We start from the raw sequence: 22,576 nt of genomic DNA on the forward strand, positions 1-22,576 counted from the left end.
CAAAACGTCAGCCAGCCATCGCCTTGCGGTGAGGGGCTTTGGACTGAGCGAACGGTGCCGCCGCATGGCCGGCCAACGCTGTCATAATCTCGGCTACGGCGAGTGCGGCGATCACCTGCGGGCGCTTGTCTTTCACCGCATCGCCGCCGATCGGCGAGACGAGGCGGGCAAATTCCGCCTCGCTTCCGTCCGCCGACTTAAGGAACCAGTTCCGGAAGGTCGCCTTCTTGGTCCTGGAGCCGATCATGCCGACATAGGCGACATCCCGGCGTTTCAGCGCCTCGGCGACGATCAGGAAGTCCAGCGCATGGTCATGTGTAAGGACGACGAAGGCGGATCCAGCCGGGGCTTCGCGCACCATCGCCTCAGGCATCGGCGTCAGCTTGGTTTCGACCGCTTCCGGCATGCCTTTGAGCGCCTCGGCTCGCGTCTCGACAACGACGACATGCACCGGCAGCAAGGCCATCGCGGAGGCCAGCGCCTGGCCGACATGGCCGCCGCCGAGGATGTAGACATGCGGTCGCTGCGCTTCCTCGGTTTCCGCCGCCGCAACCAGCTTGGCTTCAAGCGCGGGGTCGACTAGCTGGATCAGCAGCTCGACCCTGCCGCCGCAGCACTGCCCGATGTCCGGGCCGAGCGCGATGTCGAGGGTGGCGCGGATATCCCTCCCCCTTGAGGGGAGGGTGGCGGCGAAGCCGCCGGGTGGGGTCGCCGCGGCAGTGCTCGACGCGCTGGCGGTACCTTCTGAGACGACCCCCTCTGGCCGCTCCGCGGCCATCTCCCCCTCAAGGGGGGGGAAAAGCATCTGTCGCGCTTTGTCGATCGCCATGTATTCGAGCTGGCCGCCGCCGATCGTACCGAAAGTGGCCGATCCTGAGACGAGCATGAAGGCACCCGTCTCGCGCGGCGTCGAACCTTTTGTCCGGGCCACCTCAACGAAGGCGACCCGGCCGGCGCCGGCAAGAAAGGCTTTCAGGCTCTGCACTTTCGCGTTCATCATTTGCGTTCCCTATCGGGAAATATAGAGTTTTTCGGCCTGAATTGCACGTTTTCCGGGATTCAAGTGCCGGTTTTGGCTTCCCGCTTCAGCCGTTCGATCGCCATCAGCACACGCTCCGGCGTGGCCGGCGGGTCGAGGCGCGGGCAGATCTTGTGGCTGGCAACGCTCGCAACTGCGTCCGACAGCGCATGCAGCACCGACATTGCGAGCGGAAAGGGCGGCTCGCCGACCGCCTTGGAGCGGTGCACCGTCGGCTCGCCTGCTTGCGCCCAGTCGGCCAAAGTCACATTAAAAATCTTCGGCCGGTCCGACGCGAGCGGGATCTTGTAGGTCGATGGCGCATGGGTGCGCAGCCGCCCCTTGTCGTCCCACCACAGTTCCTCCGTCGTCAGCCAGCCCATGCCCTGGATGAAGCCGCCCTCGATCTGGCCGAGGTCGATGGCGCGGTTCAGCGAGCGGCCGGTTTCGTGCAGGATGTCGGTGCGCTCGACGACATATTCGCCGGTCAGCGTATCGACCGAGACTTCCGAGCACGCGGCGCCATAGGCGAAATAGTAGAAGGGATGGCCCTCGCCCTTGTCGCGGTCCCAATGGATTTTCGGCGTCTTGTAGAAACCCGCCGCCGAAAGCTGGATGCGCGCCATATAGGCCTGCCTGACGAGATCGGCGAAGGCGATCTCCTGGTTTCCGATGCGCACGCGGTTGGGCAAGAACAGCACCTGGTCGCGCGGCACCTGGTATCTCTCGACGGCGAAATTGATCAACCGGTCCTTGATCTGGCGGGCGGCATTCTGCGCCGCCATGCCGTTGAGATCGGAGCCGGAAGACGCGGCGGTGGCCGAGGTGTTCGGCACCTTGCCGGTCGTCGTCGCGGTGATCTTGACCTGATCGAGGTCGATCTGGAACTCTTCCGCCACGACCTGCGCCACCTTGACATAGAGGCCCTGCCCCATCTCGGTGCCGCCGTGGTTCAGATGCACCGAACCGTCGGTATAGACATGCACCAGCGCGCCGGCCTGGTTGTAGTGGGTGGCGGTGAACGAGATGCCGAACTTGACTGGCGTCAGCGCCAGTCCGCGCTTGATGAAGCGGCTGTTGGCATTGAAAGCATCGATGGTGCGGCGGCGCCTCGCATAGTCGGAACTCGCCTCCAGCTCGGCGACGATGCGGTGGATGATGTTGTCCTCGACCGTCTGGTGATAGGGCGTGATGTTGCGGTCGCTGGTGCCGTAGAAATTCTTCTTGCGGATTTCGAGCGGGTCCTTGCCGACGGCAAACGCGACTTCGTCGATGACGCGCTCGGCGCCGACCATGCCTTGCGGGCCGCCGAAGCCGCGAAAGGCAGTGTTCGATACCGTGTTGGTGTAGAGCGGCGCCGATTGCGCGTGCACCGCCGGCCAGAAATAGGTGTTGTCGCAATGGAACAGCGCGCGGTCAGTGACCGGGCCGGACAGGTCGGCCGAGAAGCCGCAGCGCGCCGCGAACATGAAATCTACGCCCAGAATATTGCCCTGGTCGTCGAAGCCGACCTCGTAGTCGACGAGGAAATCGTGGCGTTTGCCGGTGGCAATCATGTCGTCGTCGCGGTCGGGCCGGATTTTCACGGCCCGATGATGTTTCTTCGCGGCAATAGCCGCCAATGCCGCAAACTGATTGCCTTGCGTTTCCTTACCGCCGAAAGCGCCGCCCATCCGGCGGATTTCCACCGTCACCGCATGGCTCGGAACACCGAGCGCATGGCTGACCATGTGCTGGATTTCGCTCGGGTGCTGGGTCGAGGAATAGATGGTGACGTCGTGGTCCTCGCCGGGGATGGCCAAGGCGATATGGCCTTCGAGATAGAAATGCTCCTGGCCGCCTATGCGCATTTTTCCCTTCAGCCGGCGCGGCGCCGCCTTGATCGCAGCCGCTGCATCACCGCGCTTCAGCGTCAGCGGCGGCGTGACCAGCTTATCTTTCCGGGGATCGAGCTCACCGACATCGGCGACGGACGGCAATTCCTTGTATTCGACCTTGGCCAGCGTCGTTGCACGGCGCGCCTGCTCGCGGGTTTCGGCAATGACGCAGAAGATCGGTTGGCCAAAGAATTGCACCTTGCCGTCGGCCAGCACCGGCTCGTCGTGACGGCCGGTCGGCGAAATGTCGTTCTCGCCTGGCACGTCGCTCGCCGTCAGCACGTCGATGACGCCGGGTGCGGCGCGCACCGCCGAAAGGTCCATGCTGGTGATGGTGGCATGCGTCGCCGTCGAAAGCCCAAGGCAGCCGTGCAGCGTGCCGGCCGGTTCCGGCATGTCGTCGATATAGACGGCCGTGCCACTGACATGCTTGTGCGCGGAATCATGGCGCTGGTCGGTGGCGACGCCGCCGGCGATTTTTTGCGCCTTCAGATTGGGGGTGGCGTGCTTGTTCATCATGCCGCCTCGTGCCGTGATACCTGGATCGGCGCCCGGGTGCCGGTGGTTTCGGCAAAGAAGCGCAGCAGCAGGTTGCGCGCCGCCAGCGCCCGGTATTCGGCGCTTGCCCGCATGTCGGTCAGCGGCGTGAAATCGTCGGCATACGCGGCCATCGCCGCCTCGACCGTCGCTTCCGTCCAGGGCTTGCCAAGCAATGCCTTTTCGACGCCAAAGGCTCGCTTCGGCGTTGCCGCCATGCCGCCATAGGCGATACGCACATCCGCCACCGTGCCATGCTCGGCGAGCTTCAGGAAAAACGCGCCTAGCGCTGCTGTGATGTCTTCGTCGCGGCGCTTGGAGATTTTGTAGACGGCAAATTTCGTCTCGCTGCCTGGCACCGGAACATGCACGGCCTCCACGAATTCGCCGGGCTGCCGGTCCTGCTTGCCATAGGCGATGAAAAACTCCTCGAGCGGGATCGTTCGACGCTTGTCGCCGCGGCGCAGCGTCAGGCGGGCACCGAGTGCGATCAGCGGCGGCGGCGTGTCGCCGATCGGCGAACCGTTGGCGATATTGCCGCCGATGGTGCCCATGTTGCGCACCTGATCGCCGCCGATTCGATCGAACAGCGGGCCGAGCGCCGGGATGCGTTTCGCCAGCGTCGAGAAGGCTTCGCTATAGGTGACACCGGCGCCGATCGAGACGACGCCCTTGTCCTCGGAAATCCCGCACAGACCATCGAGATTGCCGATGAAAACCGCCGGCGCAATATCGCGCATGTGCTTGGTCACCCAAAGGCCGACATCGGTCGAACCCGCGACGATAGTGGCGCCCGGCTCCTTGACCAGCACGCTGGCCAGATCGTCGGCATTGGCCGGCACGATCAGCCGCTTATTGCCGGAGCCGATCTCAATGCGCGAACCGTCCTTCATCGCTTCGAGCTTGGTCGTGACTGCCTTGCGCTCCGCCGCCAACGGATCCTTTGTCGCCTTGCCGTAGCTGGAGATGGCACGTGCGGCGCGCATGATCGCCTCGTAGCCGGTGCAGCGGCAGAGATTGCCTTGCAGCGCCTTTTCGATGGCGGCGTCCGACGGCTCCGGCGCCCGCATCCACAGAGCATAAAGCGACATGACGAAACCCGGCGTGCAGAAGCCGCATTGCGAGCCGTGGAAATCGACCATCGCCTGCTGCACGGGATGCAGTTTTCCTGCGTCGCCGCGCAGATGCTCGACGGTCACGACATGCGTGCCGTCTAGCGAGCCAAGTAAGCGGATGCAGGCATTGACGCTTTCATAGACCAGTGTTCCACCGGAGAGCCTGCCGACCAGCACCGTGCAAGCGCCACAGTCGCCCTCGGCGCAACCTTCCTTGGTGCCGCGCAGCGAGCGGTCGAGCCGCAGCCAATCGAGCAGGGTCTGGTCGGGTGCAACCGTGCTGAGCGCGACGTCCTCGCCATTGAGGATGAAGCGGATTTCATTGCGTGTCTTGATTCCGGCCATCTCAGCTTCCCCGGTAAGTCGAATAGCCGTACGGGGACAGAAGCAGTGGCACATGATAGTGCACCGGCTCGGCCATACCGAAGCGGATCGGCACATGGTCGATGAAGGCCGGTTCCGCCAGATTTGTCCCTTGCCGGCGCAGATAATCGCCGGCCGCAAAGACCAGCTCGTATTCGCCGGTACGGAATTCCGCGCCGGCAAGCAGCGGAGCATCGCAACGGCCGTCATCATTGGTGACGACCGTTTTCAGATGCGTCCGGGCCTGACCGTCAAGATGATAGAGCTCGATCGACAGACCGGCCGCCGGTTTGCCGGCCGCAGTGTCGAGGACGTGGGTCGTCAGGCGCCCGCCTTCGGCTTTCGACGTTTCCGCCACTGGCTGCTCCATTCCCTGCACAGTCGAACACTATTCATGAATTGTGCGCCAATTAAAGGCGATGCATAAGTCCCGGTCGAGCGAAGCGTGACAAAAACACTTTCAAAAATTTCGGGGGAATGCGCAGGCACTCCTTTCGACTATCCTGATCACAATTTCCGGCAGGAGCGACAATGCGTTACGAACGAGACATGCGCGGCTACGGAGCCAATGCGCCGGATCCGAAATGGCCCGGAGGCGCCCATGTCGCGGTGCAGTTCGTCGTCAATTACGAGGAAGGCGGCGAGAACTGCGTCCTCCACGGCGACAAGGCTTCGGAAGCTTTCCTGTCTGAGATCGTCGGCGCCGCGCCCTGGCCCGGCCAGCGCCACTGGAACATGGAATCGATCTACGAATACGGCGCCCGCGCCGGCTTCTGGCGATTGCTGCGCCTGTTCAGCCAGGCACAAGTGCCGGTCACCTGTTACGGCGTCGCCACGGCCCTGGCGCGTTCGCCCGACCAGGTCGCGGCGATGCAGGAGGCCGGCTGGGAGATCGCTTCGCACGGGCTGAAATGGATCGACTACCGCGACCATCCCCCGGAAGACGAGCGCCGCGACATGGAGGCGGCGATCCGGCTGCATTATGAGGTCACAGGGGCGCGGCCGACCGGCTGGTACACCGGCCGCACCTCGATCAACACGGTGCGGCTGGCGGCGGAAGAGGGCGGCTTCGACTATGTGTCGGACACCTATGACGACGAGCTACCCTACTGGTTCGAGCATGTGGCACCGGACGGGTCGGCGAAGCCGCAGCTGGTCATCCCCTATACGCTCGACGCCAACGACATGCGCTTTGCCACGCCGCAAGGCTTCAACTCGGGCGACCAGTTCTTTGCCTATCTCAGGGATAGTTTCGATACGCTCTATGCCGAGGGCAAGGCAGGACGGCCGCGCATGATGAACATCGGCCTGCACTGCCGCCTCGTCGGCCGGCCGGGCCGGGTCGCGGCACTGAAGCGCTTCATCGACTACGTCAAATCACACGACAAGGTCTGGCTGGCACGGCGCATCGACATCGCAAAACATTGGCAGGAGACGCATCCGTTCCGGTTGCCGGCGCTGCGCCCGTCGAAAATGGAATTCGAGGCCTTCGTCCATACATTTGGCGGCGTGTTCGAGCATTCGCCGTGGATTGCCGAGCGCGCTTATGAGCTGGAGCTCGGCCCGGCGCATGACAGTGCCGGCGGCCTGCACAATGCGCTCTGCCGCGTCTTTCGCGCGGCAAGCGAGGCCGAGCGGCTTTCCGTGCTCAATGCCCACCCCGACCTTGCCGGAAAACTGGCGCAGAGCAAGCGGCTGACGGCGGAATCGTCGAGGGAACAGGCTTCGGCCGGCCTCGACGCGCTGACCGACAAGGAGCGCGAGCTGTTCGCAAAACTCAATGCCGCCTACGTCACCAGTTTCGGTTTCCCCTTCATTATTGCGGTGAAAGGCAAGACCAAGGCGGAGATCCTGGCCGAGTTCGAGGCGCGTATTGGCAACAGCCACGATGTCGAATTCGAAACCGCCTGCAGACAGGTCGAGCGCATCGCGCTGCTTCGTCTCAAGGACATGCTTCCGCAATAGGCTTTGGCTGCCGCGATAGGCCCTGGCTTCCGCAACAGGCTTGAATTTATGGATATGATGAAAATGGCCGAGCGAACCTATTATGCGCCGCAGGGCGGACATCCCGGCCAGAGCGAATTGCTGACCGGCCGCGCTGTGTTCACACAGGCCTATGCCGTCATCCCCAAGGGCGTGATGCAGGACATCGTCACCAGCGCCTTGCCGTTCTGGGATGGGACACGCGTCTGGGTGCTGTCGCGGCCGCTGTCGGGTTTTGCCGAGACGTTTTCGCAATATATCGTCGAGCTCGCGCCTGGCGGCGGCAGCGACCACCCTGAGCTTGACGCCGCCGCCGAAGGTGCGCTGTTCGTGGTCGAAGGCGAGTTAAGCGTTTCGCTTGCCGGCAAGAAACATAGCTTAAGGCCGGGCGGCTTTGCCTTCCTGCCGCCGGCGAGTGGGTGGACGGTGCACAATGAAAGCGGCGCCGCCGTCCGCTTCCACTGGATTCGCAAGACTTATGATGCAGTCGACGGCATCGAGCCGCCGCAAGCGTTCTTCGTCAACGAACAGGACATCGCGCCGACGCCGATGCCGGGTACCGAAGGCCGATGGGCAACCACGCGCTTCGTCGATCCGGCCGACATGCGCCACGACATGCATGTCACCATCGTCACGCTCGAGCCGGGCGCGGTCATTCCTTTCGCCGAGACGCATGTCATGGAGCACGGGCTCTATGTGCTGGAGGGCAAGGCGGTCTATCGTCTCAACCAGGATTGGGTCGAGGTCGAGGCTGGCGATTATATGTGGCTGCGCGCCTTCTGCCCGCAGGCTTGTTATGCCGGCGGGCCAGGCAAATTCCGCTATCTCCTCTACAAGGACGTCAACCGCCACGCCAAGCTTGGCAGCGCCGGCGTCGCGAGACCCACACCATGACCCGCATCGTCGCGCGGCCGCTGACCCGCGAGAATTTCGCCGAATTCGGCGACGTCATCGATATGGGCGGCGACAACCATTATCCGATCAATGGCGGCAAGGCCGAGCGCTACGATGACCTCGCCACCGCGGAAGCACGAGGGCCGAATGCGCGCGTGCTGATCTCGATGGTGCGTGGCACGCCCTATGAGCTGCCGTTGAAGCTGACCATGGTGGAGCGCCATCCGTTCGGCAGCCAGGCCTTCATCCCGTTGTCACCACGGCCGTTCCTGGTCGTCGTCTGCCATGATGGCGAGGAAGGACCTGGCGAGCCGCACGCCTTCATCACCGCGCCCGGGCAAGGCGTCAACTACCCGCGCAATCTGTGGCACGGCGTGCTGACGCCGATCGGCGATGTCCAGGATTTTGTGGTCGTCGACCGCGGCGGCGACGGCTCCAATCTCGAAGAGTGCCATTTCTCGCACGCCTACGAGATCGATCTTCCCGACGGGATTAGATGATGACCGACATTTCGCTGATCGATCGCCTGCTCGACGTCATCGAGCACGACATCGTGCCGAAGACCGTCGAAGGCGTTGCGGACGGCAACAAGTTGTTCGGCGCGGCCATTCTGCGCAAGGACGACCGCTCGCTGGTGCTTGCCGAAACCAACAACGAGACCGAAAACCCGCTCTGGCACGGCGAGGTGCATTGCCTGAAGCGCTTCTACGAAATGCCTAAAGCCGAACGCGTCGATACCAAGGAGGCTATCTTCCTCTCCAGCCACGAGCCCTGCTCGCTCTGCCTGTCGGCGATCACCTGGACCGGCTTCGACAATTTCTTCTATCTGTTCAGCCACGAGGACTCGCGCGACAGCTTCGACATCCCGCACGATCTGAAGATTCTGAAAGAGGTCTTCACCCTCGATCCCGGCGGCTACAATGCCGAGAATGCCTATTGGAAGAGCTTTTCGATCCGCAAATTGGTGCACTCGCTGCCCGACCCCGAGCGCGGTCGGCTGGAAGCGCGCATCCACACAATATCAGCGCGCTATGACGAATTGTCCGCCGCCTATCAAGCAAGCAAGGCCGAAAACGACATACCGCTGAATTGACGCGGATTGACCAGCCGAATTCGTTGACTGGCCCATGACGCGCTCTCACGGGCTCCATCATCTGGCGCTCCTGGAGTTCGCCCGCATGAAAATCGTCACTGAATTCCCACGAAAGATCGTCGAATTTCCGGATATAGGGATCATCATGCCGGACGGCTGCCGGCTGTCGGCGCGGGTGTGGATGCCGGCCGATGCTGCCGACGATCCGGTGCCGGCGATCCTCGAGCACCTGCCCTACCGCAAGCGCGACGGCACGATCTATCGCGATCAGCTGACGCATCCCTATTTCGCAGGCCACGGCTACGCCTCGATCCGCGTCGACATGCGCGGCAATGGCGATTCCGAAGGGCTGATGGACGATGAATATTCCGAGCAGGAACTGCAGGACGCCTGCGACGTCATCGCCTGGGCGGCGGCGCAGCCCTGGTGCAACGGCAATGTCGGCATGATGGGCATTTCCTGGGGCGGCTTCAACTGCCTGCAGGTAGCAGCCAAGCAGCCGGCAGCGCTGAAGGCGGTCATCAGTCTCTGTTCGACGGTCGACCGCTATGCCGACGACATTCACTACAAGGGCGGCTGCCTGCTGATCGAGAATTTTGGCTGGGCCTCGACCATGCTGTCCTATTCGTCGCGGCCGCCGGATCCGTTGCTGGCCGGCGACAACAGATGGCGCGACCTGTGGCTGACCCGGCTGGAGAACCAGCCCTTTCTGGCGCCGCTATGGCTGAAACACCAGCATCGCGACGCCTATTGGAAGCGCGGCTCGATCTGTGAAGACTATTCGGCGATCCATGCCGCGGTGCTGTCGATCGGCGGCTGGCATGACGGCTATCGCAATACGATTTCCCATCTCGCCGCCAACATCCAGGCGCCGGTCAAGGGCATCGTCGGCCCGTGGATCCACAAATACCCGCATTACGCCGCGCCCGAACCGCGCATCGGCTTCCTGCAGGAGGCCTTGCGCTGGTGGGACCGCTGGCTGAAGGACATCGACACCGGCGTCGAGGCCGACCCCGCCTACCGCGCCTATGTCATGGACAGCGTGCGTCCGGCGCGCTGGCATCCCGAGCGGCCGGGCCGCTGGGTCGCTGAATCGGAATGGCCGTCACCTAACATCAAGACGCAAGAGGTTGAGCTTATCGCTGAAGGCAACCACGCTATCGTCGCTTCGCCGCAAAGCTGCGGCCTCGCCGGCGGCGAATATTTCCCCTTCACCTTCGGCCCGGAACTGCCGGGTGACCAGCGCCCCGACGATGCGCTGTCGGTGTGCTTCGACCAGCCGGTGCTGACCGAAACGGTCGACATTGTCGGTGCTCCCGAAGTTGTGGTCAGGGTCTCGTCGGACCGGCGCCAGGCGAACATCGCGGTTCGGCTGTGCGACGTCCACCCGGACGGCGCGTCGGAACTCATCTCCTACGGCGTGCTCAACCTGACGCATCGCAACTCGCACGAATTTCCCGAAGCGCTGGTGCCCGGCGAAACCGTCAGCGCCCGGGTGGTGCTCGACCAATGCGCCTATCGCGTGCCGGCCGGCCACCGCTTGCGCGTTGCCGTTTCGAACGCCTATTGGCCGATGATCTGGCCGTCGCCGGAGCCGGTCCGGCTCGAATTGTCGGCCGCGACATTGATGCTGCCGCTGCGCCCGCCGGCGACAGGCGACGAGGTCACCTTCCCCGCTCCCGAAAGCGCCACGCCCTGGGCAACCGAAACGGTCCGCGCCGCCAATTCCGAGCGTCATGTCGATCGCGACGAAAAGACCGGAATGACCACGCTTTCCATCGTGGACGATTTTGGTGAGGTGCGCGACCTGGAGCATGGCCTCGCCAATGGCAGCGTCGCCAGAGAGACATGGGCGATCCATCCCGACAATCCGCTGTCAGCCTCGGGCAAGGCGCATTGGACCCAGACGCTGTCGCGAAATGGATGGTCGGTGCGCACCGAAACCTTCGCCGAAATGCGCTCCGACGCGCAAAGCTTCGTGGTTAGCGCCAGAATTGAAGCCTATGAAGGCGAGAAACTCGTCTTCGAGCGCAACTTCGAGGAGAAAATCCCGCGCGCACTGCTTTGAGCGCTTATAGCGATTGGTCCAATTGCGACGCACGATTTACGCCACGGCATGTCGCATTCGGTCTTGCTTACCGCTTTCCCTTACGGTCATTATTCTCCCGATAGAAATGAGAAAAACGACCATAAGGTCGGACCAACAGAGTGAGGAACTCAACATGTCAAACGAACTGGAATATCTGAGCCGGCGCGTTGCGTCCGGCAAGCTGAGCCGTCGCGATTTTCTCGGCCGGGCAGCAGCGCTTGGCGTCACCGCAACCATCGCCAATTCGCTGCTATCCAGCGCTTCCCGCGCGGCGGGTCCGGTCAAGGGCGGCACGCTCAAGGCCGGCCTGGTCGGTGGCGAGTCCACCAACAGCCTCGATCCGGCGCTGTTTATGACGCAGGTGCCGTTCGCCTTCGGCAAGATGTGGGGCGAACTGATCGTCGAACTGTCTCCCGAAGGCAAGCTCGAGAACCGCATCGCCGAAGAGATCGGCTCGTCGGACGACGCCAAGACCTGGACGCTGAAGATCCGCGATGGCGTCGAGTTCCACAACGGCAAGAAGGTGACCGCAGAGGACGTGGCCGCCACCCTCGAACGCCATTCGGACGAGAAGTCAAAGTCCGGTGCGCTCGGTTACATGAAAGGCATCGAGAGCATCAAGGCCAGCGGCAAGGAAGTGGTGCTGACGCTGAAGGAGCCGAATGCCGACCTGCCCTACCTGCTTAGCGACTATCACCTGATCATTCAGCCGAATGGCGGCAAGGACAAGGCCGATGCCGGCATCTCGGCGGGTCCTTACAAGGTCACCACCAACGAGCCCGGCGTGCGCCATGGCGGCGAGCGCTTCGCCAATTATTGGCAGGGCGACAAGATGGGCCATGCCGACCAGATAGAGATCATCGTCATCAACGACGCCACGGCGCGTACGGCCGCCCTGCAGGGCGGCCAGGTCCACATGATCAACCGCGTCGAGCCGAAGATCGTCGATCTGATCAAGCGCGTGCCCGGCGTCACCATCCGCAACCATTCGGGACCCGGCCACTACGTCTTCATCATGCACTGCAACACCGCGCCGTTCGACAACAACGATTTGCGGATGGCGTTGAAGCTGGCGATCGACCGCGAGGAGATGCTGAACAAGGTGCTGCGTGGCTATGGCTCGCTCGGCAACGACTTCCCGATCAATGCATCGTACCCGCTATTCACCGAGATCGAGCAGCGCAAATACGATCCCGACAAGGCCAAGTTCCACTACAAGAAGTCGGGCCATGACGGTGCCGTCCTGCTCCGGACGTCGGACGTCGCCTTCCCCGGTGCCGTCGATGCTGCACAGCTGTTCCAGCAGAGTGCTGCCAAGGCCGGCATCACGCTGGAGATCAAGCGCGAGCCGGGCGACGGCTATTGGTCGGAAGTCTGGAACAAGCAGCCCTTCTGCGCCTCCTACTGGGGCGGCCGGTCGACGCAGGACCAGATGTACTCGACTGCCTATCTGTCGACGGCCGACTGGAACGACACACGGTTCAAGCGTCCGGATTTCGACAAGATGGTGCTGGCGGCTCGCGCCGAGCTCGACGAGGCCAAGCGCAAGGCAATGTACCACGACATGGCTGTGATGGTGCGCGACGAGGGCGGCCTGATCCTGCCGATGTTCAATCAGTTTATCGACGCGACGGGCGCCAAGGTTGCCGGGTGGGTGGATGATCCGCATCAGGAGTTGATGAACGGATATGCTCTGGCGAAGTGCTGGCTCGAAGCCTGAGCCCGGCCTTGCGGATATGTCCTCACCCATCGTGAAACTGGTGGCCCAGCGCATTGCGCTGGGCATTCTGCTGCTGTTGGCCGTTTCGGTCCTGATCTTCGCCGGCACCCAGATCCTGCCCGGCGACGTCGCGCAAGCCATCCTAGGACAGTCGGCGACACCGGAGTCGCTCGCCAATCTGCGCGAGCAGCTCGGCCTCAATGATCCCGCTTACATCCGTTATTTTCGCTGGCTCGGCGGCATTCTGACCGGTGATCTCGGCACGGCGATGTCGAGCGGTCAGGATATCGCAACCTCTATCAAGGGAAGGCTGTGGAACACGCTGTTCCTCGCCTTCTGGGCGGCGGTCGTCGCGGTGCCGCTGGCGATCATCCTCGGGCTGATCGCGGTGCGCTACCGCAATGGCTGGGTCGACAAGCTGATCTCGGGACTGGCGCTGGCCTCGACGTCCTTCCCGGAATTCTTCGTCGGCTATGTGCTCGTCTTTTTCTTCGCGGTGCAACATCAATGGTTTCCCGCCATTTCCACTGTCTATGACGGGATGCCTTTCGGCGAACGCATTCAGGCCATCGCACTGCCGGCGGCGGCGCTGACCCTGGTGGTGCTAGCCCATATGATGCGCATGACGCGCGCCGCGATCCTCAATGTCATGCAGTCGGCCTATGTCGAAACCGCCGAACTCAAGGGGCTTTCGGCCTTCGCGGTCATCCGCAGGCATGCCTTCCCCAATGCCATTGCGCCGATCATCAACGTCGTCATGCTCAATCTCGCTTACCTGATCGTCGGCGTCGTCGTGGTCGAAGTTATCTTTGTCTATCCAGGCATGGGCCAATACCTCGTCGACCACGTCACCAAGCGTGACGTGCCGGTGGTGCAGGCGGTCGGGCTGATCTTCGCCGCCGTCTACATCAGCCTGAACATCATCGCGGACATAGCGGCGATCATCGCCAATCCGCGCCTCAGACATCCGAAATGAGGGGGGCGGGTATGCTCGTCATCAAACGCATCCCCATCCCGGCATTGGTCGGCATCGTGCTGACGGCGCTGTTCGTGCTGGCAGCAATTTTTGCGCCGTGGATCGCGCCGCATGGCAATGCCGAGATCGTCAGCGACGTCCCTTGGGAACCGATGTCCGCGGCGCATTGGCTGGGCACCGACAATCTCGGCCGCGATCTGTTGTCGCGCATGATCTACGGCGCCCGCATCACCCTGTTCATCGCGGTGCTGGCGACCGCGCTGTCCTTCTCGCTCGGCGCCATCCTCGGCTTTTCGGCAGCGGTTTTCGGCGGCTGGTTCGACACGCTTCTGTCGCGTCTCGTCGATCTCCTGATGTCGATCCCGACACTGATCATGGCCCTTGTCGTGCTGTCGGTGCTGCCATCCAATCTCGTGACACTGATCCTGGTCATGGGCATTCTGGACTCGACCCGCGTCTACCGCCTGTCGAGGGCGGTCGCCGTCGACATCAACGTCATGGATTATGTCGAGGCGGCCAAGCTGCGCGGCGAAGGCAGCGGCTGGATCATCTTCCGGGAAATCCTGCCCAATGCGCTGTCGCCGCTGGTTTCGGAACTCGGCCTGCGCTTCATCTATGCCGTACTGTTCCTGTCGACGCTGTCCTTCCTCGGGCTTGGCGTGCAGCCGCCGGACGCCGATTGGGGCGGCATGGTCAAGGAAAACAAGGATGGCATCGTCTTCGGCATAGGCGCCGCCCTCATTCCGGCGGCGGCGATCGCAGCGCTGGCGATTTCCGTCAATCTCGTCGCCGACTGGGTGCTCAACCGCACGACAAGCCTGAAGGGAGGACGCGGGTAATGGCTGACAAGCAACCGAAGCCCGGGCAACCGAAGCCCGGGCAACCGAAGTCCGGCGTGCTGCTCGACATCCGCAATCTGCGCATCGAGGCCACGGTATATCCGCCGGGTGAGGCGCCGAAGAACATCGTGCTGGTGCACGATGTCTCGCTGACGCTCGAAAAGGGCAAGGTGCTCGGATTGATCGGCGAGTCCGGCGCCGGCAAATCGACCATCGGCCTGTCGTCGATGGGCTACGGCCGCGGCGGCGTGCGCATCACCGGCGGCGAGGTCATCCTCAATGGCCGCGACATCTTGAAGGGCGGCAACGAAGGGTTTCGCAAATTGCGCGGCCGCGAGGTCTGCTATGTCGCGCAATCGGCGGCAGCCGCCTTCAATCCGGCGCACAGGCTGATGGACCAGGTGGTCGAGGCAGCACTCCTGCACGGCACGGCGACGCGGGCCGAAGCCGAAAAGCGCGCCGTGGCGCTGTTCAAGAAGCTCAGCCTGCCGAATCCCGAAAGCATCGGCGAGCGCTTCCCCCACCAGGTGTCGGGCGGTCAGCTGCAGCGCGTCATGACGGCAATGGCGCTGTGCTCGGAACCCGACCTGATCGTCTTCGACGAGCCGACCACGGCGCTCGACGTGACGACGCAGATCGACGTCCTGGCGGCGATCAAGGATGCCATCCGCGACACGCATGTCGCGGCGCTCTACATCACTCACGACCTTGCCGTCGTCGCCCAGGTCTCGGACGAGATCATGGTGCTGCGCCACGGCCGGCTGGTCGAATGGGGCGGCACCCGCCAGATCATCAAGGAGCCGCGCCAGGAATACACCAACGCGCTGGTTTCGGTGCATGAGATCGAACACCAGGAGCAGCAGCCTGGCACGAGCCCGTTCCTGTCGGTCAAGAACATCACCGCCGCCTATGGCCGCAGTCACATCAAGGTGCTGAAGAACGTCTCGGTCGATATTTTCCCCGGCCAGACGCTGGCGGTGGTCGGCGAGTCCGGCTCCGGCAAATCGACACTGGCGCGCGCCATCACCGGCCTCTTGCCGCCCGAACAAGGCGCCGTCACCTTCGACGGACGGCCGCTCGCCAACCGGCTTGCCGACCGGCCGAAAGAGGATCTTCGCCAACTGCAGATGATCTACCAGATGGCCGACGTGGCGATGAACCCGCGCCAGACGGTCGGCACCATCATCGGCCGGCCGCTGGAATTCTATTTCGGTCTGCGCGGAAGGCAACGTGACGCCCGTGTCGCGGAACTGCTCGACAAGATCGAAATGGGCAAAGGCTATGTCGACCGCTATCCGGCCGAGCTTTCGGGCGGCCAGAAGCAGCGCGTCTGCATCGCCCGCTCGCTCGCCGCAAAGCCGAAGCTGATCATCTGCGACGAGGTGACCTCGGCGCTCGATCCGCTGGTCGCCCACGGCATACTGGAGCTGCTCCTCGGGCTGCAGAAAGAGGAAAACGTCGCCTATCTGTTCATCACCCACGACCTGGCCACGGTCAAGTCGATCGCCGATTCAATCGCCGTGATGTATCGCGGCGAAGTGGTGCGCTACGGCGCCAAGAGCACCGTGCTGACGCCACCCTTCGATGCCTACACCGATCTTTTGCTATCGTCGGTGCCAGAAATGGAGATCGGCTGGCTAGAGAAAGCGATCAAGGGACGGCGCATGGCCAGCGCGGGGAACTAGCGGGCCGCCCTTTGCGCCCGACGATCCTGTCCGGGCGTGGATTGAACGGCAGGCCCGCCCTGACTTTTCCGATTAAGCCGCATGGAGGCGCCCTTGGCGCTCAACACAAAACTATTGCTCATCATCCTCGACGGCGTGCCTTACCGGAACTGGCGACGGCTGATGGGCAATCTCGAAGGCTGGGTGCAATCAGGCGAAGCCCGCGTATGGAAAATGCGCTCCGTGCTGCCGTCGACCTCGGCATCCTGCTATGCCTCGATCCACACCGGCGTGCCGCCCCAGGTGCACGGTATCCTGTCGAACGAGAACCGGTTTCGCGTCGAACAGCCGGACATCTTTTCCGAAGTCAGCAGGGCCGGCGGCAAGACCGGTGCGGTCACCCACTCCTACTGGTCCGAATTCTTCCGGGCCTATCCGTTCGACCTGGTCGAGGACATGGAGTTCGACCAGCCGGGCAGGCCGATCAGCCATGGCCGGTTCCACACCATGACCGGCTACAATGCCAGGAACCAGATGACGCCGAGCGACGTCGACCTGTTCGCGACGTTGACCATGCTGACCAGGCGCTACGGCATCGACTACGGCATCCTGCACAGCTGTACTCTGGACTCGATGGGCCACCGCTTCGGCCATGACTGCCACGAGATGGATCATGCCGTCTATGCAATGGACGCCATGCTCGCCGGCTTTCTGCCGCGCTGGCGGGAAGCCGGCTACGAGGTGATCGTCACCGCCGATCATGGCCAGACCGATCGCGGCCATCATGGCGGCCACGACGATGAGATGCAGGATTTCGCACTTTACTACTTCGGATCCGGCGAGGGTCCGGAAGCCAATACGCTGCTCGATCAGCTGCAGCTCGCGCCGACGGTGCTTGCGCGCCTCGGCGTGCCGGTGCCGGCGACGATGAAGGCGGAGCCGTTCCTGAGTTGAGCGCGCGCCCTCTTCTCCCTCTGGCAACGCTCCCGCTCTTCAGTTAGCCTCCGCAAATATACGGGCGGATGCGGTGAACCTTTTTGGGCCGATCAGCGACAGAGCAGGCAGGAGCCAGGCGGCTCGACCGGCGATGACGGCCGCGGAGACCGATCGCGCGCTTGTCGAGCGGGTCGCGAAAGGCGACCGTGCCGCCGTGCGGCTCCTGTTCATGCGCCACCACGCGCGGGTCTACCGCTTCGTGGCACGCCAGACGGGATCGGAACTGATGGCCGACGATATCGCGAACGAGGTGTTCCTCGAACTCTGGCGGCAGGCACCGGCCTTCGAGGGGCGCTCGGAGGTCTCGACATGGCTGCTCGGCATTGCCCGCTTCAAGGCGCTGTCCCTGCTGCGCAAGAAGAAGGAAGACTGGATCGACGACGATGACGCGGCCCAGGTCGCCGACGGCGCCGACACGCCGGAAGTCGTGACGATGAAGGAAGACAAGGCCGCCGCCTTGCGACGCTTTATCGATGCCATGCCGGAAGAGCACCGCACGGTGATCGACCTTGCCTATTATCACGGGCAATCGGTGAGCGAGATCGGCGAGGTACTCGGCATCCCGGTCGCAACGGTCAAGACCAGGATGTTCTACGCCCGCAAGAAACTCGGCGAAGCCCTCAAGGCCGCCGGTTACGACAGGGGGTGGCCATGAGCGCCGCTGAAAAGATGTCACGCCGCGACGAAATGGAAATGCTGCTGCCGTTTTATCTGAACGGCTCGCTGGAGGGTACCGAGCTCGAAGCCATCGAGGAATGGCTGGCGAGCGATCCGGCGGCGATGGCCGCACTAGGCGAGGCCGAGGCTGAATTCTCCGGCACCGCTGCCGCAAACGAGGCAATCCGCCCGCCGGCCGATGCGCTCAGCCGCTTTGCCAAGGCGCTCGACGCCGAGGCCGGCCCGTCCCGCGCGCCGGCGGCATCGTCCTGGCTGGCGCAAGCCTGGAGCCGCTTCATGGCGGTGCCCGCCGGCGTCGCCTGGGCCGCGGCCGCGGTGCTGCTGGCTCTGGTCGTCGTGCAGTCTTTTGTGCAGACTGGCAACAGAGGTGGCGATTTCGAGATTGCCGGATCGGAGGACGATCTGGCCAAAATGCCGTTTGCCCTTGTGAAGTTCAAACCGGATGCGAAGCTGTCCGACATCATCGCTTTTCTCGACCAGAACCAGTTGAAGATCGCCGGCGGGCCGACCGCCGACGGCGTCTTCCGCCTCGGCGTTCCGGCCAAGACCGCCGCCGACTATCAGAAGCTGCTTGGCCTTATTGCCGCCCAGCCTTTCACCGAAGCTGCGCTGGAGGGAAGGAAACCGGCTGATGGCGGCTAAGGCGGTCATTCGATTGACGGCGGCGATGACAATCTTCGCCGCGTCCGCAATGGCGCAGACCAATGACCCGAACCTCACCCAGGCTGAGATCGACTGCCTGAACCGGGGAAGTGCTTCCAACGCCGACTGCGCCAAGGATGGCGGCGGCGTGAAGGATGGCGGCAAAGCGCCGGCTCATGGAACAACGGGCGCGGTGTTTCTTCCGGGCTTGATTGTCGACCTGTTCCCCAATCCTGCCGTAGTCACCGAGGCGCCGATACCTCCTGGCAATACTGCGGCCCCACCCGCCGTCGCGCCGGCAATACAGGCTGCCGCGCCGGGCGGTGCGGTGGTTGCGCCGACCGATCCTGTGGCAACCGAGCCGCCGCGCGCCGTGACCGGCGATTTCGTGCCCGACGAGGTGCTGGTCACCGTCAATGGCGACGCCGGCGCGGTCCAGCAGATCGCGGCCTCGTTCGGCCTCGAGATACGCTCGCAGCGGCAGTCGCGGCTGCTCGGCAACACGCTGGTGCGCTTCGGCATTCCCGATGGCCGCCCGGTCGGCGTCGTGCTGGCGCAACTTGCCGCCGACGGCCGTACTTTGCGGCGTGAGGCCAACCATGTCTACTCGCTGCAGCAGGCGGCCAGCATCGTCAATTATGCGTTCGAGCGCATCGCGCTCGATGCCGACAAAGCCAGCGGCGAGAATGTGCGCGTCGGCGTCATCGACACCGGCATCGATGACGGCAATCCGGCGCTCTCCGGCGTCATCGCCGGGCAGTTCGATGCCATGCCCGACGTGCCGATCAAGGCGCGCGACCACGGCACTTCGGTCGATGGACTGATCGCCGGCACCGGCGCGTTCAAAGGCATGGCGCCGGGCGCCAGGATCTATCATGCCCGCGCCTTCGAGGGCGGCAAGTCGACCATGGACGTCATCCTTTCGGCGCTCGACTGGGCGGCGGAGCAGGATGTCCGCATCATCAATATGAGCTTCGTCGGTCCGAAGAACGACCTGCTCGGCATCGCCTGCCGCAATGCGCGCGCGCTTGGCATCGTGCTGGTTGCGGCCGCCGGCAATAACGGACCGAAGGCGCCCTATGGTTATCCGGCCGCCTTCGTCGGCGTGATCGCGGTGACGGCCACCGATGCCAAGGACGGGCTGATGCCGCAGGCCAATCGCGGCGCCTACGTCTTCATCTCCGCTCCCGGCGTCGAGATGGTGGCGCCGAGCGGCGCCGGCTCGGACGTGGTGACCGGGACGTCCTTCGCCGCAGCGATCGTGACCGGCGCGATCGCCAATCTGTTGCATGCCGCGCCCGACCGCTCCGCCGACTGGGTCGAGAAAGCACTTGCCGCCACGGCAAAGGATCTCGGCCCCAAGGGGCGCGACAATGATTTCGGCTTTGGCCTGCTGGACACCAAGGCGGCCGAAGCGGCGAAGGAATAGCCCGCTCAAGTCGCGTTTTGCTGAGGACGTAGGAGAAAATAGAATGCGGCGATGTGCGTTATCATCAGCAGCGGTACGTAGATGATCGGGATCGCGTAGGTGGCGCCCAGTTCGCCTGCGCGTGCAGGAAGGCCGATCTGAATGGCGTGGTAATAGTCGACGATGAGGTCGACCGTCCCTACGACATTGAAGGCGACGACCAACGGCCAGAAGAGCGGGCGTATCCTCACCGTGAGCAGCGCCAGCATGGCCAGCACGCCAGTCGCGAAATCGCCGTAGGCGGCGAATACGGCGAAGTCGGTGGGCAGATTGGGGCTTACGACGCCTGGAACCATGAAGACGAGCCCGAAGAAGCGGAAGCTGTGAAGCGTGGCGATGGCGCGTTGCGCCGCGACCCGGTCCATCGACCTGAGCCACGGCAAACCGTACGCGCCGAAGCAAAGCAGCCACGCGACATAGCCGAGAACAAGGTGGGTTTGGAACACCATTTCCGTGGACATTTGGCTTCCTCACAGTTGATTCACGCGGCTTTAAGCCCGCTACCGCAATTCGACTATCCGGTGTAATCACAACAACCTATGAAGCAGAACTACACAGTCCGACATGGTGCGCTGGAGGGCGTCGAGGCGTTCCTGGCCGTCGCCAGGCGCCGTAACTTCCGCCGCGCCGCCGCCGATCTCGGCGTGACACCATCCGCCGTGAGCCAAGCGGTGCGCGCGCTGGAAGCCCGCCTGGGCACGGCGCTGTTCGTCCGCACGACGCGGAGCGTTGGTTTAACCGAACCTGGCCAGCGGTTCCTCGACCGTGCCGGCCCGGCATTCGAGGAGCTCGTCGCGGCCGGCGAGGCTGCTCGCGATATCGGCCAGCGGCCGACCGGGCTGCTACGTCTGTCTGTGCCTCGCGCTATCGTGCCGCTGATGTTGGAGCCGCTGCTCGCGTCGTTCTGCCAAGCCTATCCTGAGATCGAACTGGAGATCGCCGTGAGCGACCAGATGGTCGATCTCGCGACCGGCGGGTTCGATGCCGGCATCCGCCTCGGGCAACTCATCGCCGCCGACATGGTCGCGGTGCGGCTGACCCCGCCGTTCTCGTTCGTAGTCGTCGGCAGCCCTGACTATTTTGAGCGCTACGGCCGTCCCGAGCGTGTCGACGACTTGCGCCACCACGCCTGCTTACGCTTGCGCCGCTCGAATGGCGCCATCGCACCCTGGTCGTTCATCGATGGTAACGGTGCAATCGAAGCGATCGTCTCAGGCCCGCTGATTGCGCACGACTATTCGACATTGGTCGGGGCCGCGATGCGGGGCGTCGGGCTGGCGCAGACGCCGCGACCACTCGCCGAAGGTCCGATAGCCGAAGGAAAACTCCAGTCGGTGCTCGACGGCGTCGCCACGACGACGCCGGGTGTTTTCCTTTATCATCCCGGCAAGCGCCAAGTCCTGCCGAAGCTGCGCGCCTTCATCGATCACCTCAAATCCGCGGCCTGAGACCAGGACGCACCCGCTGGTGCTGGCTAACAGCCGCCAAGAGTCGACCTCGGCCGTTCAGAGTGATTGCCTCTAGGCCGGCGCGCCGGCGACCGATCCCCTGACCACCAGGTCGACCGGCCAGACTTCGCCGCGAGCGCCCTCCTCCAGGCCGGAAATCCGCGCCGCCAGCCGTTCGGCGATGCGTGCGCCGGCCAGGCGGATCGACGAACGTGTCGTCGACAGCGGCACCGAAAAATTTTCCGGCTTCAGCCAGGGAAAGACGTCGTCATGGGCGATCAGCGACAGGTCGCCCGGAATGGTCAGGCCGAGATCGCGCACCGCGCGCACCACGCCGAGCGCCATGATCAGGCTGGAGCAGGCGATCGCCGTCGGCGCGTCGCTTTGTTCCAGCAAGCGCCGGGCGGCGCGGTAGCCGTTCTCCTCGGTCATGGTGAGCGAACAGACATGCTGATCACGAAGCACCAGGCCGCTCGCCGCAAGCGCGCGGCGCACGCCGCGCTCGCGATGGATGGCGAAGGTCTCGCGATCGTCGCCATTGATCAGCGCCAGACGCCTATGACCGAGCTGAACGAGTAGCCGCGCCGCCTCGTGGAAGGCGCCCTCATTGTCGATGTCGGTGAACGGATACTCGAAATCGAAGCCTTCGCTGCGGCCATGGACGATGAAAGGAATGCCGAGCGTATTGACCAGCGCCACCCGCCGGTCGGCCGGCCTCGGCGAGGAGATATAGACCGCGTCGACCTGCCGGTTGGCGACAATGCGGCGGTACGTCGTCTCCTGGTCGTCGGCATCGGCCGGTGACAGCACCAGGTCGAGCTCGTGCGAACGCGCATAGTCGCCGAGGCCGGACAGGAACTCGACGAAATGCGGGTCGATGTCGACGGTCGTCCCCGTCGGCAGCACATAGCCGATCATGCCGGTCTTGCCGGTCGCCAGCCGGCGGGCGCTCGGATTGGGGCGATAGCCGTGACGCTTGGCGGCATCGACCACCCGCCGGCGCGTTTCCTCGTTGACCTCCGGGTAGCCGTTCAATGCGCGGCTCACCGTAGTCTGCGAAAGCGCCAGCACATGGGAGAGCTGCTTGAGGTTCACCGGAGGCCTCCAAACCTCAAAGCGCTTTTAATCTGAATCGAGCCGGCCGCTACGAACTGCGCCGCCGAGCGCAATGACCTT

20 protein-coding genes are annotated in these 22,576 nt (G+C 63.7%); 14 read left to right on the plus strand and 6 right to left on the minus strand.

The features are described from left to right. Positions 1–7: 7 nt before the first annotated feature. The 4 genes from xdhC to uraH form a co-directional block, all read right to left on the minus strand. The gene (gene xdhC, locus NKJ55_RS25145) at positions 8–997 is read right to left on the minus strand and encodes a xanthine dehydrogenase accessory protein XdhC (protein ID WP_352452255.1); all 990 of its coding nucleotides are present in this window, start codon (positions 995–997) and stop codon (positions 8–10) included. A gap of 62 nt (positions 998–1,059) precedes the next feature. Then, positions 1,060–3,411 carry a xanthine dehydrogenase molybdopterin binding subunit gene (xdhB, locus tag NKJ55_RS25150; protein WP_352452233.1) on the minus strand — a complete coding sequence of 784 codons (2,352 nt, stop codon included), beginning with the start codon at positions 3,409–3,411 and terminating at the stop codon, positions 1,060–1,062. Further along, positions 3,411–4,892: a xanthine dehydrogenase small subunit gene (xdhA, locus tag NKJ55_RS25155; protein WP_352452234.1), complete on the minus strand. Its 1,482-nt coding sequence runs from the start codon at positions 4,890–4,892 to the stop codon at positions 3,411–3,413. Before xdhA ends, xdhB begins: the two co-directional genes overlap by 1 nt. Position 4,893: 1 nt before the next feature. Then, on the minus strand, positions 4,894–5,268 hold the full coding sequence (gene uraH, locus NKJ55_RS25160; RefSeq protein ID WP_352452235.1) for a hydroxyisourate hydrolase: 375 nt from the start codon (positions 5,266–5,268) through the stop codon (positions 4,894–4,896). Between the two features lie 173 nt (positions 5,269–5,441). Between uraH and puuE the strand changes: the two genes are divergently transcribed. From puuE to NKJ55_RS25225, 13 genes are all read left to right on the plus strand, one after another. Then, on the plus strand, positions 5,442–6,875 hold the full coding sequence (puuE, locus tag NKJ55_RS25165; protein WP_352452236.1) for an allantoinase PuuE: 1,434 nt from the start codon (positions 5,442–5,444) through the stop codon (positions 6,873–6,875). A 63-nt stretch (positions 6,876–6,938) separates the two neighbouring features. Then, positions 6,939–7,787: a bifunctional allantoicase/(S)-ureidoglycine aminohydrolase gene (locus NKJ55_RS25170; RefSeq protein WP_023676221.1), complete on the plus strand. Its 849-nt coding sequence runs from the start codon at positions 6,939–6,941 to the stop codon at positions 7,785–7,787. After that, the gene (locus tag NKJ55_RS25175; protein ID WP_352452237.1) at positions 7,784–8,287 is read left to right on the plus strand and encodes an ureidoglycolate lyase; all 504 of its coding nucleotides are present in this window, start codon (positions 7,784–7,786) and stop codon (positions 8,285–8,287) included. The genes NKJ55_RS25170 and NKJ55_RS25175 overlap by 4 nt, the downstream gene beginning before the upstream one ends. Next, complete coding sequence (locus tag NKJ55_RS25180) at positions 8,287–8,880, plus strand: nucleoside deaminase (protein ID WP_352452238.1); 594 nt, start codon at positions 8,287–8,289, stop codon at positions 8,878–8,880. Before NKJ55_RS25175 ends, NKJ55_RS25180 begins: the two co-directional genes overlap by 1 nt. Before the next feature lie 85 nt (positions 8,881–8,965). Then, positions 8,966–10,948, plus strand: a complete 1,983-nt coding sequence (locus tag NKJ55_RS25185) for a CocE/NonD family hydrolase (protein WP_352452239.1) — start codon at positions 8,966–8,968, stop codon at positions 10,946–10,948. Between the two features lie 154 nt (positions 10,949–11,102). Then, positions 11,103–12,689, plus strand: a complete 1,587-nt coding sequence (locus tag NKJ55_RS25190) for an ABC transporter substrate-binding protein (RefSeq protein WP_023676219.1) — start codon at positions 11,103–11,105, stop codon at positions 12,687–12,689. A gap of 16 nt (positions 12,690–12,705) precedes the next feature. Continuing rightward, positions 12,706–13,665, plus strand: a complete 960-nt coding sequence (locus tag NKJ55_RS25195) for an ABC transporter permease (RefSeq protein WP_023676218.1) — start codon at positions 12,706–12,708, stop codon at positions 13,663–13,665. A gap of 11 nt (positions 13,666–13,676) precedes the next feature. Further along, positions 13,677–14,504 (plus strand): ABC transporter permease, encoded by an 828-nt coding sequence (locus NKJ55_RS25200; protein ID WP_352452240.1) that lies wholly within the window; start codon positions 13,677–13,679, stop codon positions 14,502–14,504. Next, on the plus strand, positions 14,504–16,189 hold the full coding sequence (locus NKJ55_RS25205) for an ABC transporter ATP-binding protein (protein WP_352452241.1): 1,686 nt from the start codon (positions 14,504–14,506) through the stop codon (positions 16,187–16,189). The genes NKJ55_RS25200 and NKJ55_RS25205 overlap by 1 nt, the downstream gene beginning before the upstream one ends. Positions 16,190–16,282: 93 nt before the next feature. Beyond that, positions 16,283–17,122 carry an alkaline phosphatase family protein gene (locus tag NKJ55_RS25210; RefSeq protein ID WP_352452242.1) on the plus strand — a complete coding sequence of 280 codons (840 nt, stop codon included), beginning with the start codon at positions 16,283–16,285 and terminating at the stop codon, positions 17,120–17,122. A gap of 133 nt (positions 17,123–17,255) precedes the next feature. Further along, positions 17,256–17,819, plus strand: coding sequence for a sigma-70 family RNA polymerase sigma factor (locus tag NKJ55_RS25215; RefSeq protein ID WP_352452243.1), 564 nt, complete (start codon positions 17,256–17,258; stop codon positions 17,817–17,819). Next, positions 17,816–18,484, plus strand: coding sequence for an anti-sigma factor (locus tag NKJ55_RS25220; protein WP_352452244.1), 669 nt, complete (start codon positions 17,816–17,818; stop codon positions 18,482–18,484). The genes NKJ55_RS25215 and NKJ55_RS25220 overlap by 4 nt, the downstream gene beginning before the upstream one ends. Then, complete coding sequence (locus NKJ55_RS25225) at positions 18,474–19,913, plus strand: S8 family serine peptidase (RefSeq protein ID WP_352452245.1); 1,440 nt, start codon at positions 18,474–18,476, stop codon at positions 19,911–19,913. Before NKJ55_RS25220 ends, NKJ55_RS25225 begins: the two co-directional genes overlap by 11 nt. A gap of 5 nt (positions 19,914–19,918) precedes the next feature. Here the strand turns inward: NKJ55_RS25225 and NKJ55_RS25230 are convergent, their stop codons facing one another. Further along, positions 19,919–20,413: a DUF8737 domain-containing protein gene (locus tag NKJ55_RS25230; protein WP_352452246.1), complete on the minus strand. Its 495-nt coding sequence runs from the start codon at positions 20,411–20,413 to the stop codon at positions 19,919–19,921. 78 nt (positions 20,414–20,491) lie between these two features. Between NKJ55_RS25230 and NKJ55_RS25235 the strand changes: the two genes are divergently transcribed. Further along, positions 20,492–21,400, plus strand: coding sequence for a LysR family transcriptional regulator (locus NKJ55_RS25235; protein WP_352452247.1), 909 nt, complete (start codon positions 20,492–20,494; stop codon positions 21,398–21,400). Positions 21,401–21,472: 72 nt separating this feature from the next. Here the strand turns inward: NKJ55_RS25235 and NKJ55_RS25240 are convergent, their stop codons facing one another. After that, positions 21,473–22,495: a substrate-binding domain-containing protein gene (locus NKJ55_RS25240; RefSeq protein ID WP_352452248.1), complete on the minus strand. Its 1,023-nt coding sequence runs from the start codon at positions 22,493–22,495 to the stop codon at positions 21,473–21,475. Positions 22,496–22,576: the final 81 nt, after the last annotated feature.

Origin of the sequence: Mesorhizobium sp. M0106 (assembly GCF_040322715.1) — a bacterium.
GTDB lineage: Bacteria > Pseudomonadota > Alphaproteobacteria > Rhizobiales > Rhizobiaceae > Mesorhizobium.

Excerpts from the sequence above, each read along its gene's own strand:
- xdhC (WP_352452255.1), bottom strand. The coding sequence starts at position 997 with ATGAACGCGAAAGTGCAGAGCCTGAAAGCCTTTCTTGCCGGCGCCGGC.
- xdhB (WP_352452233.1), bottom strand. The coding sequence starts at position 3,411 with ATGAACAAGCACGCCACCCCCAATCTGAAGGCGCAAAAAATCGCCGGC.
- xdhA (WP_352452234.1), bottom strand. The coding sequence starts at position 4,892 with ATGGCCGGAATCAAGACACGCAATGAAATCCGCTTCATCCTCAATGGC.
- puuE (WP_352452236.1), top strand. The coding sequence starts at position 5,442 with ATGCGTTACGAACGAGACATGCGCGGCTACGGAGCCAATGCGCCGGAT.
- NKJ55_RS25170 (WP_023676221.1), top strand. The coding sequence starts at position 6,939 with ATGGCCGAGCGAACCTATTATGCGCCGCAGGGCGGACATCCCGGCCAG.
- NKJ55_RS25175 (WP_352452237.1), top strand. The coding sequence starts at position 7,784 with ATGACCCGCATCGTCGCGCGGCCGCTGACCCGCGAGAATTTCGCCGAA.
- NKJ55_RS25180 (WP_352452238.1), top strand. The coding sequence starts at position 8,287 with ATGACCGACATTTCGCTGATCGATCGCCTGCTCGACGTCATCGAGCAC.
- NKJ55_RS25185 (WP_352452239.1), top strand. The coding sequence starts at position 8,966 with ATGAAAATCGTCACTGAATTCCCACGAAAGATCGTCGAATTTCCGGAT.
- NKJ55_RS25190 (WP_023676219.1), top strand. The coding sequence starts at position 11,103 with ATGTCAAACGAACTGGAATATCTGAGCCGGCGCGTTGCGTCCGGCAAG.
- NKJ55_RS25195 (WP_023676218.1), top strand. The coding sequence starts at position 12,706 with ATGTCCTCACCCATCGTGAAACTGGTGGCCCAGCGCATTGCGCTGGGC.
- NKJ55_RS25200 (WP_352452240.1), top strand. The coding sequence starts at position 13,677 with ATGCTCGTCATCAAACGCATCCCCATCCCGGCATTGGTCGGCATCGTG.
- NKJ55_RS25205 (WP_352452241.1), top strand. The coding sequence starts at position 14,504 with ATGGCTGACAAGCAACCGAAGCCCGGGCAACCGAAGCCCGGGCAACCG.
- NKJ55_RS25215 (WP_352452243.1), top strand. The coding sequence starts at position 17,256 with ATGACGGCCGCGGAGACCGATCGCGCGCTTGTCGAGCGGGTCGCGAAA.
- NKJ55_RS25220 (WP_352452244.1), top strand. The coding sequence starts at position 17,816 with ATGAGCGCCGCTGAAAAGATGTCACGCCGCGACGAAATGGAAATGCTG.
- NKJ55_RS25225 (WP_352452245.1), top strand. The coding sequence starts at position 18,474 with ATGGCGGCTAAGGCGGTCATTCGATTGACGGCGGCGATGACAATCTTC.
- NKJ55_RS25230 (WP_352452246.1), bottom strand. The coding sequence starts at position 20,413 with ATGTCCACGGAAATGGTGTTCCAAACCCACCTTGTTCTCGGCTATGTC.
- NKJ55_RS25235 (WP_352452247.1), top strand. The coding sequence starts at position 20,492 with ATGAAGCAGAACTACACAGTCCGACATGGTGCGCTGGAGGGCGTCGAG.